Below are 14504 nucleotides of genomic sequence, written 5' to 3' on the forward strand. Positions count from 1 at the left end.
TATTTTAATGTCAGTCAGAATTTACAAAAACCCCAAGGTCAAGGCAAAAAATGTTTTTAATGAGGGAATTAAGATAAACTAAGCGACTGAATTAAAAATACTTTTTAAGGAAGATATTGAGAACATTCAGTTAGTATTAATTCTTGAACTGTTCAAGCAAACAATCATTGTGGAACAAGGTTTGCTCGCGTTATGATAGAAGGTTAATAAACTGCTTAAGCAATTCATTTCTAAATCATATGAATAAATTTGCTAGCTTTATTGATGAATACAATCTAAAGAGGTAAAACAATGGCTGGTTTAACTGCTGTAGGGTATTTTTTATTATCCTTATTATTTACTATCGTTATTTTCAGTTTGTGGCTTAGAATTGCCATAAGATTTTTCCGTATCAGTACTATTAATCCATTCTCTCAATTGATCCATACCATCACTGATCCTCTAGTAAAACCCTTGCAATGGATTATAAAAAAACCACTGCAACCAGGGCAAAGATACGACTGGATAGCATTTTGTGCTTTAATTATAGTGGAATTATTCAAAATAATTTCACTAAGTTTACTGATGTATCACGCAATCATTCCATTTCTCTTTATTTTCCTTTACATACTTGTGGATTTAATAATTCAACCTTGCGAGATATTATTCTTTGCTGTTTTGATTCGAGTGATAATGAGCTATGTCAATCCCAAGTGGCAACATCCGCTCGGTGATTTCTTGCGCATAATAACAACGCCAATTTTACGACTAGGCAGAATCATAGTCCCAGACATTTCAGGTTTTGATTTCTCACCATTTATTATCATGGTGATATTAAAAATCATTACCCTGTTTCTAAGCGCTTCTTTGCCCTGGAAGTTATTATAAAAGCAAAAATAAACAAACAGAACTATACTATTAGTTGATACGGATTAATGGAAAAAGCTATGAAATCGATACTACTTATGAGTTTATTATTGCTACTTATGCCATTCCGTTTAATGAGCGCGCAGTCTTTGTATTGCCCACAAAATCATGGTTATATCAATATTGGCATGTCCATGGAGCAAGTCATTGCTGCATGTGGGCAACCGCTGAGTAAACAAGAGTCCAATCAACCTATTTTGCAAAAAATCCCTGTGCAGCAACTTATTTATAACAATCTGGGCAACTCCGATGGCCTGTATTCAGGATCATTAAATGTACCTCAAGGTACCGCTTTTTATGGCGTGTGGAATATACCTACAGGTAGTAGTGGCGTGCAATTAGAAGTCGATATTCTCAATAATAAAGTCCAGGATATTCGAGTGAATGGCGGAAATACCAATGCCTTTTCTTTATGTAACGATACCAGTATTCAAATCGGAGATCCCGCCACTAAGGTTTATGGAGCTTGTGGTAGTCCAAACCTGGTCAATAACACTTACATTAACCAAGTGGTACCTACAGCCACAAAACCACAAGTCTGGGTTTATAAACCAGGTCCATATCAACCAGCCTTTTCCTTGACTTTTGTCGACGGCAAATTACAATCCATCGGAAATAATTGAGGAAGTATAACAAATGGCTGAAACCATAGATGATATAACAATTGCTTTTAACGAAAATGGAGTGGAAACAACAAGGGAACTCGATAAACAAATCCTATCCAAAGGAGCATGGACCACTATTATGTTTAAATACCAGGATTGGGATAACGCAAAAAATGATTACGGTCCTGTAAAATACTCTATAAGGCGTTATCAGAAACGTAACAATCAATATTGGCAAAAATCCAAATTCAATATTTCGAGTACTGAACAAGCCAAAAAAATTGTTGACATATTAAATAATTGGCTTGAGTAATGTTCTGACATCTTTGTTAAAAATTTAATGCCTGTACGAATACAGGCATTTCAATTTGATGAGAGAAAGATCCAATGAGCAACCAGTAAATTGGTTCTGAATACTTCCATCAGCAAAAGCGCCGCAAAACAGAGAATGACGTTTGATTTGACATCATAAATAACAACCCACGCCATCATATCCGATGACATGACATTCTTTATAAGCAGATTGCTCTAATTCATAGCTTATCGAACCATAATAAGCATAAATCTTGCCATCTTTGGCTTTTTCAACATGTGGATTCTGATAACTTATATCGGCTTCACAGCGTGCTTTCGTTTGAATCCAGGTCACTGTATTGTCATTAATGATATTTTTCCCCGGCTTCAACCTGTTCTTGCCGCATTCGTGTGTTGCCAGATCAGCCATTTTAGGGGCTGAGAATAATACATCATAACCATTCAATGCGACCTGCACAGCATTATCCGCATCCAATATCCCATGTCCACAAGGTTTTTTGCCGACACAAGATTTATTCGCATCGTTGCTCTGCCCAAACTCATGCGTAGTAACATACAGTATTTGTTCTACTTGTTCAGGTTTTAAAGACTTATTACTGACGGCAAAAATTAAACCAGCTACCCCAGCTACATGTGGCGAAGCCATGCTCGTCCCTTGATAAAAATCAAAACCGGATGAATTGTATCCACCTCCCGGGTTTACAGTAGATAAAATACCTCCCGAAGTACCATAACGCTTATCACCACCCGGTGCTGCAAGGGTTATACTGGGGCCATAGTTTGAAAAATAGGAACGCAATCCTTCTGGCCCAGTGGAAGCAACCTTGATCGTTCCATTACATACAGCAGGGGCATTATAGTGTTCCCAAACATTATCATTTCCGGCAGCAACCGCGACTACAGCTCCTTTTTTTCGAGCAAAGAACAAAGCCTCTTGCAAAGCTTCGTCACAATAATCGATTTCTTTTCCAGGCTCCAAATCGACACCAAAACTCATATTTAATACCTTGGCTGGATGTATATTTTTAGGAACTCCGGGAACATCACCTCCAACAGCCCAATAGATACTATTCACCACAGCACTTTCATAAAACATACCATTCTCAGCAGGAATTTTGACTGTCAGAATTTTTAAATCCTCACCAACTCCATTCATGATATCACCATAACCTGCAATGGTACCGGCAACGTGAGTGCCATGGTATGACCTGGTTTCATCGGATAAATCATTGTTATTCCCTGCAAAATTCCATCCAAATACATTACCTTCATTATCTTTTACAAGGTTATTCACCAAACTGTCATTCAATGCAATTCCCGTATCTAAAACCGCAACAACTATCGGCTTCCTGGACTTTCCTGTGGTATATGCCCATGCGCCATCTCTTAAACCAGGTTTGGATTCCAAGCGAATTCCTGCTGGCCTTTCAAACTCATCCCATTGACTCTCATGGGATAGCAATTGACTTAATTCATGGTTTATTGCTGGATCAGGAAGAGGCTTAAAATGCCCTATTCTGTCTTTAACTGCATAAAGTACATTGGGATTTTTGCGCAAACGTTCCAAAACATTGGCTGTAACATCCTCTTCTTTAGCCTTAACAACAGCAGGCGAACTGGATACATCAAAAACAAGCGAATAAGCGCCATTAGCCATAGGCTTCATTTCTTTAACAGGTATTTGAGCAGATTTAAAGACTTGTGATTTTAGTGAAGAAATGGCGGCGGGTTGCTGTTTGTATTTAATAATAACCCTGATTGTTTCAGTTTCAGCAAAACTACTACAAGCAAGTGATAAAAGACTTAATCCCAATATTCCTGATTTCAAACCCATACTTTAATCTCCTTTTTAAAGTCAATCAGTAGCCTTGACCAATTTTTAAAAATAAAAAACCAACTCAGTATGCAGGAGAATAAATATCAACTCAAGAATCAACAAGCCATGGGATTAAATTAAAATACAGCAATCATTAGATTTCATGTTTTTCCCTATATTCTGTGGGAGTGATTCCAGTCCATCGTTTGAATGCTTTTGAAAAATTGGATGTATCTTGAAAACCCAATAAAAAACTGATCTCGGTCATAGAAATATTATTATTGAGTAAAAATGTCTTTGCCTTTTGTTCTCTTACTTCATCAAGCAACTCTTGATAAGTCACATGCAAACGCTGCAAATGACGTCTTAGAGTACGAGAAGTCATGCATAATTGGCTGGCTATCTCATCCATGCTGACATTATTTAAATTCTGATTGATTAAAATAGATTTAATCTTGCTTGCCATATCCTCTTTTAATGACATTTTTTTTTCAAGTTCTTGCAATTGCTTTTTTGCCAGCTGATAACTGACATCGTCAGCAAAATGAATGGGATAATTCAATTCCTCCGCTTTAAACCAAACACGAGTACTCTCTGTATTAAAAACAATTTCAGACTGAAAAATTGTTTGATAATATTTTGCATAAGGAGGTTTATCATAATTTAACTCGATCTTCAGCAGCGGGTTATTACAACTCATCAAAAAATTTCTCATTTTAATAAGATGCGTAATGGCCAATTCAGTTATAAAACGTGATAAAACCATTTCTTTTGTGTGAGGTAATATCTTGATGTAAGCCTGGTTTTCATTATTAAACTGATGTAACTCCAGAGACAAAAAACTGGTTCGTGTATTAAGGTAACTGAGCACAGTCTGTATAGCAGTACCAAATGTGGGACTGCTCATTGCCGCATACCCAAGAAAGCCATGATTGACTATAGATAAATTTTGACCAAAAACCAAGCCCAATTCCGGGCATTGGCTTAATTTATAAGCTTCTATAATAACTCGGTTAAATTCATCCTGAGTTAAGTAGGCATCAGGATCATGTACTCTTATCAGATCAAATCCAATTTTTTCTAAAAAATGCTTAATCCCAAATTGCTCAAGACATTTTTCCAGGGTAGAAAGATAATTTGCTGCTATAACCAGATCCATCAACAAGCTTTTCTTTTTTAAGAGAGAACTGAATTAATTCTAATCTATATTAGAGGATAAGATCCAATGATGTGAAGAAAAATCCAAGATTTAGTTGTTAGGCTAAATCTTGAATCAAATGAGTTTAATAACGATAATGATCCGGCTTATACGGTCCATTTTTATCTACACCGATATAATCAGCCTGTTCACTACTTAATTGAGTTAATTTTGCGCCAATACGCCCCAAATGCAAACGGGCTACTTTTTCATCCAAAACTTTTGGAAGTACATAAACTTGATTCTGGTATTGGCTAGAGTTTTGGAACAGCTCAATCTGCGCCAATACTTGATTGGTAAAGGAAGCAGACATGACAAAGCTGGGATGGCCTGTAGCACAGCCCAAATTCACCAAACGCCCTTCAGCCAGGATAATGATCCGCTTTCCATCAGGAAAAATCACATGATCAACCTGTGGTTTGATATTTTCCCATTGATACTGTTTTAAGCTTTGAATATCAATTTCCGAGTCAAAATGGCCTATGTTGCACAATATCGCCTGGTTACGCATACGTTTCATATGATCATGAGTAACCACATGGTAATTACCTGTAGCTGTCACGACGATATCCACTTGCTCGGCAACATCGTCAAGAGTAACAACTCTGTAGCCCTCCATTGCCGCTTGAAGTGCACAAATAGGATCAATTTCTGCAACAAGTACTGTTGCTCCCTGTCCGCGCAAGGCTTGAGCACAACCTTTCCCCACGTCACCATAGCCTAGAATCAAAGCGACCTTGCCAGCTATCATAACATCTGTTGCACGTTTTAACCCATCCAGCAAAGACTCCCTACATCCATATAAATTATCAAATTTGGATTTGGTCACTGCATTATTCACATTAATGGCAGGAATTTTTAAATGACCATGCTTCGCCATTTCGTACAACCTGGCTACACCGGTAGTGGTTTCCTCAGATACCCCTTTAATTGCAGTTAGCAATTCGGGATATTTTTGGTGAACAACTTGTGTTAGATCCCCTCCATCATCTAATAATAAATTAGGTGTCCAACCATTGGGGCCATTTAATGTTTGCTCAACACACCACCAATATTCATCTTCTGTTTCACCCTTCCAGGCAAATACTGGAATTCCTTTTGCGGCAATAGCGGAAGCCGCATGATCCTGAGTGGAAAAAATATTACAGGAAGACCAGCGTACTTCAGCACCCAATGCAACCAGGGTCTCAATCAATACTGCAGTTTGAATCGTCATATGCAAACAACCTGCAATACGAGCGCCATGAAGTGGTTTTTTTGCGGAAAATTCCTCACGTAAAGCCATTAAACCCGGCATTTCGGTTTCAGCTATCGCTATCTCTTTTCGCCCCCACTCCGCTAATGAAATATCCGCCACTTTATAATCTTGTAATGTATTGATTTTTTGTACTCCTTCTTCTACCAGTTCCATTAGAGTATCCTTAAAAAATTATAATGCCTTGCTTAATTCAGCGACTTTGTTTAATCGCTCCCATGGAAAGTTCTCCCTACCATAGTGTCCATAAGTTGCTGTCTGTCTATAAATAGGACGAAGCAAATCGTGTTGATCAATAATTCCTTGCGGTGTTAAATCAAAATGGGTATGAATTAAATCAATTATTTCGCTGTTTTTTAATCGCCCCGTACCAAAAGTCTCAACAAAAATTGAAGTAGGTTCAGCAACACCAATAGCATAGGAAATCTGTAATTCGCATTTATCTGCCAAACCAGCCGCCACAATGTTCTTGGCAACATGTCTTGCAGCATAAGCAGCAGAGCGGTCTACTTTTGAAGGATCTTTACCTGAAAAACAGCCACCACCATGCCTTGCCATACCACCATAAGTATCTACAATGATCTTACGGCCGGTTAAGCCGCAATCACCCAAAGGACCACCTATTACGAAGCGTCCTGTCGGATTGATGAAGTATCGGGTCTTATCATTTAGCCATTCAGAGGGAAGAACTGGTTTAATAATCTCTTCACGGATCGCTTCAACCAAATCTTTATGCTCAATATCAGGAGAATGCTGCGTAGAAAAAACAACAGTATCCACTTCAACCGGCATTCCCTGCTCATATTTCAAAGTAAGCTGGCATTTTGCATCGGGTCTTAACCAAGATAATTGGCCTGATTTACGCTTAAAAGCTAACTTTTCCATTAAACGATGTGCATAAGCAATTGGAGCAGGCATAAATACATCCGTTTCACGGCTGGCATAACCAAACATGAGTCCCTGATCGCCGGCACCCAGAATTTTAGTTTGCTGATTATCTACTCCTTGAGCTATGTCTGGTGATTGCTTGCCAATCGCTGAAAGCACGGCACAGGATTCCCAGTCAAAACCCATCTGAGAACTATTGTATCCAATGTCCTTGATAACATGGCGAGTTATATCTTCAACATCTACCCAGGCTTTTGTTGTAATTTCTCCACCAACCAAAACCATACCTGTTTTAACCAATACCTCACAAGCCACTCGTGCTTTTGGATCTTGGGCTAAAATGGCATCTAAAATGGCATCGGAAATTTGATCAGCAATCTTATCAGGATGGCCCTCGGAAACAGATTCTGAGGTAAAAACATGGACTTCATTCATTACATACCCTCTGTATTTTCTATATTTTAATATCCTTAATCCCTATCTCTTTTTAAACCAAACAAGTTAGAGTCATTATTTCGTTAAAACCATGTCATTTTACTAACCTTTAATGGCCATGGATAGTTTTTAGGAGCATTACACTTTAAGCAGGCTTAAAACAAGCCATCCTTATCAGAATAATAATTTTGTCGCAAAAAACTTATTTCATCAGTTTTACAAATTCATTAAATAAAATATCTATATCATGTGGTCCAGGGCTTGCCTCTGGGTGACCTTGAAAACCAAATGCCGGTTTTGTTTTATGTCTTATTCCCTGTAAACTGTTATCAAATAATGAACGATGTGTTACTTCCAGGCAATTGGGCAACGAATCCTCATCTACAGCAAAACCATGATTTTGACTTGTTATAAAAACACGTTTTTTGCCAGTTGTTTCAACTACAGGATGATTGGAACCATGATGTCCAAATTTCATTTTTTTAGTAACACCGCCACATGCCAAAGCTAAAATCTGAAATCCAAGGCATATGCCAAATAACGGAATATTATTGTCTAAAAATACCTGAGTTGCTTTAATAGCATAATCACATGCCTGGGGATCACCTGGCCCATTAGATAAAAAGACACCATTAGGATTCATTGCTAAAACTTCTTCCGCTGAAGTTTTAGCAGGAACTATAGTAATATGACATCCCTTATCATGTAAGATGCGCAAAATATTATGTTTCACACCAAAATCGTAGGCAACGACATGAAGCTGTTGAGGTTGTTTGCTTAGACTCCACTCTCCTTGGCCTTCATGCCAACGCTCTGTCGTTTGTCTTGTAACCTCTAATGCTAAATCTGCACCTTGAAGCCCCGCAAACGATTGAGCCTTTGCCACAGCAATTTCAGGTTTCTCCACATTAGTGCTAATACATGCTCCGATGGCGCCTTTCTCACGCAATTTCAGTGTAAGCGCGCGCGTATCAATGCCAGAAATGGCAACTACTCCATTTTTACTTAGCCAGTCAGGGAAGGATTGTTCGGCTCTGTAGTTACTTGGAACAGCAGTGCAGTTTCTCATAACCAAGCCGGCCGCCCAGACTTTTGTCGACTCCATATCTTCCATGTTGCAACCTGTATTTCCCACATGAGCAGTAGTTAAGGTAATTATTTGTCTGGCATACGAAGGGTCAGTAAGCATTTCCTGATAGCCAGTCATTGACGTGTTAAAAACCAACTCACCAACAGAATCACCAGTGGCCCCTACTGACAGGCCCTCAAAAACAGTGCCATCAGCTAAAGCTAAAATTGCTGATTTATTAATCATGAAGAATATACTCAATTATGTTCAAAGTATGCTTATCCAGCGCAAAATAAGCAATCCATGCTGAAAACGACAAATCTTCCAATTGTAACTTAATTAAGTCAAAATTTCATGTCTTCGAAAAATTTTTTCACACCGGCAAACCAGGAGCTTGTTTTAGGTGAGTGCGTTCCCTTGGCATTCTCTAACGAATCCTGTAGCTTATTTAACAGTTCTTTTTGCTCCCGGGATAAATTAACTGGTGTTTCTACAACCACTTTGCATAGCAAATCACCTTGTCCATAACCTCTGACAGATTTCATCCCTTTACTTCTCAATCGAAATACTTTGCCTGTTTGAGTTTCTGCGGGGATTTTTAAAGTGACTCGACCTTCCAAAGTCGGTACCTCGATTGAGCCTCCTAATGCCGCAGTTGCAAAACTAATCGGCACTTCACAATGCAAATCATTTTCATGGCGTTCAAAAATAGCGTGTTTTTTCAAACTAATTTGAACATATAAATCGCCTGAACCACCACCATGCACACCGGCTTCACCTTCTCCACTTAACCGAACCCGATCACCATTATCGACTCCAGCCGGGATTTTGACATTTATTTTTTTACTTTCTCTCACTCTTCCTTGACCATGACAACTGACACAAGGATCAGAAATTATTTTTCCCTCGCCATGACAAGTGGGACAGGTTTGTTGTATGGAAAAAAAACCTTGTTGAATTCTGACTTGCCCCATGCCTTGGCAAGTTTCACAAGTTTTTGGACTAGTGCCTTTTTTAGCCCCCGATCCCTCACAAACAGTACAGGTGCCATGTCGTGGAACGGTAATTTCTACTTCTTTGCCAATAGCGGCTTCTTCAAGAGTCAATTGCACATTAAATTGCAAATCAGCGCCCCTTTGGCCACGCGATTGACGCCCATGTCCCCGTCCCCCTGAGAAAATATTCTCAAAAATATCTTCAAAAACGTCACCAAATCCGCCAAATCCGCCAAAACCACCTGGCCCCCCACCCATTGAAGGATCCACACCAGCATGGCCAAATTGATCATACGCAGCCCGTTTTTGCTTATCGGACAGGATATTATAGGCTTTTTGAATTTCTTTAAATTTTTCTTCGGCAGAGGCATCACCTGGATTCCGATCGGGATGATATTTCATTGCCAACCTGCGGTATGCTTTTTTAATCTCCGCATCACTCGCATTTCGACTTACTTCTAAAAGTTCATAATAATCCCGCTGTTCCATAACTGCTCACAATTTATAACAACCACTTAATTATAATGAGCTCAGTCGTATGAAGACTCTAAAATAATTTAAGTGCTATTCAATAGACAAACGGGACGATAATATCGCCCCGACCCAAAATTTATTTATTATAACCTAATGAAACCTTCTTCCACCCTCTTTAATCAGAGAGGGAGAGTAACATCAATTACTTTTTATCCTCTTCTTTCACTTCTTCAAACTCAGCATCAACGACTCCTTCTTCCGCAGGTTTTGTAGATTCCTGAGATTGGGTTTGCCCCTGAGCTGCCTGACCTTCAGATGATTTTTTAGCATAAATACGTTCGGCCATTTTTGCAGAGGCATCCGTCAATACTTTCAGCTTGTCTTCAATTCGAGCTTTGTCAGTTCCTTGTACCGCTTCTTTCAATTCAGAAATTGCAGTTTCTATGCCTTTTTTCTCATCCTCAGACAAATCATTAGCCAAATCTTTCATTGATTTTTCACAGCTATGAATCAAACTGTCTGCCTGATTACGAAGTTCTGCCATTTCCTTGAATTTCTTATCTTCTTCGGCATGCGCTTGGGCATCTTTCACCATAGCAGCGACTTCTTCTTCACTTAAACCACTGGAAGCTTTGATAACAATGGATTGTGCCTTGCCAGTTGCCTTGTCTTTGGCAGAAACATTCAGGATACCATTGGCATCGATATCAAAAGTCACTTCAATTTGAGGAACGCCACGAGGAGCAGGAGGGATATCACGCAAATCAAACCGTCCCAATGATTTGTTTGCTGAAGCCTGTTCTCTTTCACCTTGCAATACATGCACAGTCACTGCAGTTTGATTATCATCGGCTGTTGAAAATACTTGAGTTGCCTTTGTAGGAATAGTTGTATTTTTTTCAATAAGTTTGGTCATTACACCACCCATTGTTTCTATACCAAGAGACAGCGGAGTAACATCAAGTAAAAGAATATCTTTAACCTCACCAGACAATACTGCTGCTTGAATCGCGGCACCTACTGCTACAGCTTCATCAGGGTTTACGTCCTTACGAGGTTCTTTGCCAAAGAATTCCTCAACAGTTTTTTGTACCAGTGGCATACGAGTTTGACCACCAACCAGAATAACTTCATTGATTTGAGATACAGTAAGTCCAGCGTCTTTTAAAGCTATTTTACATGGCTCAACGGTTCGCTCAACCAGTTTTTCTACCAAGGACTCCAATTTTGCGCGAGTCAACTTGATATTTAAATGTTTTGGTCCGGAAGCATCTGCAGTAATATAAGGCAAATTGACGTCAGTTTGTTGTGCGGATGACAATTCAATTTTTGCTTTCTCAGCAGCCTCTTTCAAGCGTTGCAAAGCCAAAGGATCATTATGTAAATCAATACCAGTATCTTTTTTGAATTCGGAGGCCAAATACTCAATCAAAGCCAAATCAAAATCTTCTCCACCAAGGAAGGTATCACCATTGGTCGCGAGTACTTCAAATTGGTGTTCTCCATCCACTTCGGCAATTTCGATAATTGAAATGTCAAAAGTACCCCCACCTAAATCATATACCGCGATAACAGAATCACCGCGTTTTTTATCCATACCATAAGCCAGAGCAGCAGCGGTCGGCTCATTAATAATTCGTTTTACTTCCAAACCGGCAATACGACCAGCATCTTTGGTTGCCTGGCGTTGGGAATCGTTGAAATAGGCAGGTACAGTAATTACTGCTTCTTTTACTTCTTCACCCAAATAATCTTCTGCCGTTTTTTTCATTTTTCTTAACACTTCAGCAGAAATTTGTGGTGGTGCCTTATCTTGATCTTTGACTCTAACCCAGGCATCCCCATTGTCCGCTTTAATAATTTTGTAGGGAACCATCTTAATATCTTTTTGCACGATAGGATCATCAAATCGACGCCCTATTAATCGTTTAATCGCGAACAGTGTTTTCTCTGGGTTGGTCACGGATTGACGCTTGGCTGATTGGCCCACCAATATTTCATTATCATCGGTAAATGCTACGATAGAAGGAGTTGTTCTGTGACCTTCACTATTTTCAATTACCTTCGGTTTGTCACCCTCCATGACAGCAACACAAGAGTTCGTAGTACCCAGGTCTATACCTATAATTTTAGCCATTCTATTTTGCTCCAAATTAATATTTTCTCATGCAATACTCCACATATGGGGCGTATCATGACAATTTCAAGCCATAACCCTAAAAAAAGCGGAATATATTGCACCTAAAATTTGTTTTAAAAATACCTCAACTCAAACACCAAATTATTTGGTTGAAACTATAACTCGAGCCGGTCGAATTACCCGATCACTCAATTTATAACCTTTTTGGAATACAGTAATTACAGAATTGGGAGGCGCTCCTGGGGCTGGTTGCATTGACATAGCCTCATGTTGTTGAGGGTCAAATACCTGTCCTAGAGGATCAATTTGTTCCACATCAAATTTTTGTAATGCATCAAGAAAGAGTTTCATAGTTAGCTCAAGCCCTTCATGCATAGCTGGATCGCTATTCTTGTCTGCTAATTGCAATGCTTGCTCAAGGCTGTCAACTACTGGTAATAAAGCTGAAATCAGTTTTTCTACACCGTATTTATGGGCATTGGCAACTTCTCGTTCCATCCGACGACGAACATTCTCCAATTCAGCAAGAGCGCGCACAGATTTTTCCCAATTCTCATGTGCCTTTTGTTCCGCAAGCGTCAATTGCTCTTCCAAGGCGGCATAGCTCGGATGTCCTAAAGCAGGTTCTTGATGTTGTGATTCTTCATCAGTTTCTTCTTCCAGAATCTCGTTCTCTAACTTGTGCTCTTCTTTATGTTCGTCTTTAAATTTTTTCCAATCTTTTTTATTTTGTTTACTCATCAAAATTGCTCCTGACTAACTCAAGCATTACAAATGGGGATTACATTTGGTTTTTTCAAGCCCCTGATTAAGATTTAAAATCCAGGTTTCAGATTCATGTTATTCACTAATTGAAACTTTTCAAATCATGGCTTGCAGTAATTGTCCATTTATTCCATACTTAGATAATTAAAAAATCTGTGCTAATTCTCATTTAGGTAAGAGAAACAAAGTGCGTAAAGCTCTTTGATCTAATGAAATCCAAATGATGACTAAAGCAAAAATAACTTGGGTAGATTATGCAAGAATGGTCGCCAATCACATGGCAGCAATATTCCTATTTGCAGGCAGCGTCATACGCTGATCAAGAGCAATTAAATAAGGTAGTAGAACAATTAAGTTTTCTACCTCCTTTAGTTACGAGTGGTGAAATCAAAAATCTGAAAAACGAAATTGCACATGCTGGTCGAGGTGATGCTTTTATTCTGCAAGGTGGTGATTGTGCGGAATCCTTCAATGACTGTCGTTCAGAAGTCATAAGTAACAAATTAAAAATTATCTTGCAAATGAGCTTAATCTTGCTATACGGATTACGCAAACCAATTATTCGTATCGGAAGAATAGCCGGGCAATATGCAAAACCACGCTCTTCAGATTATGAAACCATAAATGGAGTTACCTTACCCAGTTATCGTGGAGATATCGTTAATTCACCTGAATTTACCGCAGCTGCCAGGGAACCTAATCCTAAATTATTACTTCAGGCATACAGTTGCTCTGCTATGACATTAAATTTTATTCGAGCGCTGTTGGACGGGGGGTTTGCTGACCTGCATCACCCTCAACGCTGGGATTTGGGTTTTGTTGAACACTCTCCTCAGAAGAACGAATACCAACACATTGTAGATTCTATTGAAGACGCCCTGGATTTTTTGAACGCTATAGATGGGATACGCTCTAGCAGTATCAGTAAAGTCGATTTTTACACCTCACATGAGGCTTTGCATTTACATTATGAGCAAGCCTTAACAAGACAGTTGAAAGATGGAAAATGGTACAATCTTTCAACTCATTTACCCTGGATTGGAATGCGTACGGCACAAATTGACAGCGCGCATCTTGAGTTTCTAAGAGGAGTGCAAAACCCAATAGGCATTAAAATAGGCCCGGCAGCTACTCCTGAATGGTTGTCAGAAGTGCTACACATAGCCAATCCGCAAAAAGAAGAAGGGCGAATTTTACTTTATACCCGCTTGGGAGCCAAGCTTATAGACCGGTTGTTGCCCCCACTTATTGAAGCAGTAAAGAAAACCAAAATCCCTGTCACATGGTCATGTGACCCTATGCATGGCAATACTGAAACAACAGATGATGGAACTAAGACTCGTCATTTTGACAATATCTTATCTGAATTAAAACAAGCTTTGGAAATTCATCGCAACATGGGCAGTTATCTGGGAGGCGTCCATTTTGAATTAACCGGCGATAATGTAACAGAATGCATCGGTGGGGCTCGTGGTTTAGCTCCTCATGACCTTAAAACAGCCTATCACAGCCTGGTTGATCCAAGATTAAACTATGAACAATCACTGGAAATGGCCATCCAGCTAAGCCATCAATTCAGAAATGAACCTTAATGAAACTCATAACGTCTTGAATGAAGGCCAGTATCTACGCTAAAAGCTGAT

At 39.2% G+C, this 14504-nt stretch carries 12 protein-coding genes; 4 read left to right on the forward strand and 8 right to left on the reverse strand.

The genetic code is table 11. The annotated features are described in order from the left end of the window. The first annotated feature begins 291 nt into the window (after positions 1-291). The 3 genes from CC34_RS0114870 to CC34_RS0114880 are packed head-to-tail and all read left to right on the forward strand — an operon-like array spanning position 292 to position 1824. The gene (locus CC34_RS0114870; protein WP_027229214.1) at positions 292-867 is read left to right on the forward strand and encodes a YggT family protein; all 576 of its coding nucleotides are present in this window, start codon (positions 292-294) and stop codon (positions 865-867) included. Positions 868-926: 59 nt separating this feature from the next. Continuing rightward, a complete protein-coding gene (locus CC34_RS0114875; RefSeq protein ID WP_027229215.1) occupies positions 927-1529 on the forward strand; it encodes a DUF2845 domain-containing protein in 603 nt (200 codons plus the stop codon). Between the two features lie 13 nt (positions 1530-1542). Continuing rightward, positions 1543-1824, forward strand: a complete 282-nt coding sequence (locus CC34_RS0114880; protein ID WP_027229216.1) for a hypothetical protein — start codon at positions 1543-1545, stop codon at positions 1822-1824. 153 nt (positions 1825-1977) lie between these two features. On the opposite strand, the gene CC34_RS0114885 is transcribed toward CC34_RS0114880, so the two are convergent. From CC34_RS0114885 to grpE, 8 genes are all read right to left on the reverse strand, one after another. Beyond that, positions 1978-3660, reverse strand: coding sequence for a S8 family peptidase (locus CC34_RS0114885; protein ID WP_027229217.1), 1683 nt, complete (start codon positions 3658-3660; stop codon positions 1978-1980). Between the two features lie 136 nt (positions 3661-3796). Continuing rightward, the gene (locus CC34_RS0114890; protein WP_027229218.1) at positions 3797-4801 is read right to left on the reverse strand and encodes an AraC family transcriptional regulator; all 1005 of its coding nucleotides are present in this window, start codon (positions 4799-4801) and stop codon (positions 3797-3799) included. A 124-nt stretch (positions 4802-4925) separates the two neighbouring features. Beyond that, positions 4926-6251 (reverse strand): adenosylhomocysteinase, encoded by a 1326-nt coding sequence (ahcY, locus tag CC34_RS0114895; RefSeq protein WP_028378862.1) that lies wholly within the window; start codon positions 6249-6251, stop codon positions 4926-4928. Positions 6252-6269: 18 nt separating this feature from the next. Then, positions 6270-7418 carry a methionine adenosyltransferase gene (metK, locus tag CC34_RS0114900; protein WP_027229220.1) on the reverse strand — a complete coding sequence of 383 codons (1149 nt, stop codon included), beginning with the start codon at positions 7416-7418 and terminating at the stop codon, positions 6270-6272. A gap of 202 nt (positions 7419-7620) precedes the next feature. Further along, positions 7621-8733, reverse strand: coding sequence for a glutamine-hydrolyzing carbamoyl-phosphate synthase small subunit (gene carA, locus CC34_RS0114905; protein ID WP_027229221.1), 1113 nt, complete (start codon positions 8731-8733; stop codon positions 7621-7623). Positions 8734-8831: 98 nt separating this feature from the next. Further along, positions 8832-9971 carry a molecular chaperone DnaJ gene (gene dnaJ / locus CC34_RS0114910; RefSeq protein WP_027229222.1) on the reverse strand — a complete coding sequence of 380 codons (1140 nt, stop codon included), beginning with the start codon at positions 9969-9971 and terminating at the stop codon, positions 8832-8834. 187 nt (positions 9972-10158) lie between these two features. After that, the gene (gene dnaK, locus CC34_RS0114915; RefSeq protein WP_027229223.1) at positions 10159-12093 is read right to left on the reverse strand and encodes a molecular chaperone DnaK; all 1935 of its coding nucleotides are present in this window, start codon (positions 12091-12093) and stop codon (positions 10159-10161) included. Positions 12094-12237: 144 nt separating this feature from the next. Further along, positions 12238-12837, reverse strand: coding sequence for a nucleotide exchange factor GrpE (gene grpE, locus CC34_RS0114920; RefSeq protein ID WP_027222202.1), 600 nt, complete (start codon positions 12835-12837; stop codon positions 12238-12240). 278 nt (positions 12838-13115) lie between these two features. On the opposite strand from grpE, the gene CC34_RS0114925 reads away from it, so the two are divergent. Continuing rightward, positions 13116-14453, forward strand: coding sequence for a 3-deoxy-7-phosphoheptulonate synthase class II (locus CC34_RS0114925; protein ID WP_027229224.1), 1338 nt, complete (start codon positions 13116-13118; stop codon positions 14451-14453). Positions 14454-14504: the final 51 nt, after the last annotated feature.

Source organism: Legionella pneumophila subsp. fraseri (assembly GCF_000586315.1).
Taxonomy (GTDB): Bacteria; Pseudomonadota; Gammaproteobacteria; order Legionellales; family Legionellaceae; genus Legionella; species Legionella pneumophila_B.

Excerpts from the sequence above, each read along its gene's own strand:
- CC34_RS0114870 (WP_027229214.1), top strand. The coding sequence starts at position 292 with ATGGCTGGTTTAACTGCTGTAGGGTATTTTTTATTATCCTTATTATTT.
- CC34_RS0114875 (WP_027229215.1), top strand. The coding sequence starts at position 927 with ATGAAATCGATACTACTTATGAGTTTATTATTGCTACTTATGCCATTC.
- CC34_RS0114880 (WP_027229216.1), top strand. The coding sequence starts at position 1,543 with ATGGCTGAAACCATAGATGATATAACAATTGCTTTTAACGAAAATGGA.
- CC34_RS0114885 (WP_027229217.1), bottom strand. The coding sequence starts at position 3,660 with ATGGGTTTGAAATCAGGAATATTGGGATTAAGTCTTTTATCACTTGCT.
- CC34_RS0114890 (WP_027229218.1), bottom strand. The coding sequence starts at position 4,801 with ATGGATCTGGTTATAGCAGCAAATTATCTTTCTACCCTGGAAAAATGT.
- ahcY (WP_028378862.1), bottom strand. The coding sequence starts at position 6,251 with ATGGAACTGGTAGAAGAAGGAGTACAAAAAATCAATACATTACAAGAT.
- metK (WP_027229220.1), bottom strand. The coding sequence starts at position 7,418 with ATGAATGAAGTCCATGTTTTTACCTCAGAATCTGTTTCCGAGGGCCAT.
- carA (WP_027229221.1), bottom strand. The coding sequence starts at position 8,733 with ATGATTAATAAATCAGCAATTTTAGCTTTAGCTGATGGCACTGTTTTT.
- dnaJ (WP_027229222.1), bottom strand. The coding sequence starts at position 9,971 with ATGGAACAGCGGGATTATTATGAACTTTTAGAAGTAAGTCGAAATGCG.
- dnaK (WP_027229223.1), bottom strand. The coding sequence starts at position 12,093 with ATGGCTAAAATTATAGGTATAGACCTGGGTACTACGAACTCTTGTGTT.
- grpE (WP_027222202.1), bottom strand. The coding sequence starts at position 12,837 with ATGAGTAAACAAAATAAAAAAGATTGGAAAAAATTTAAAGACGAACAT.
- CC34_RS0114925 (WP_027229224.1), top strand. The coding sequence starts at position 13,116 with ATGCAAGAATGGTCGCCAATCACATGGCAGCAATATTCCTATTTGCAG.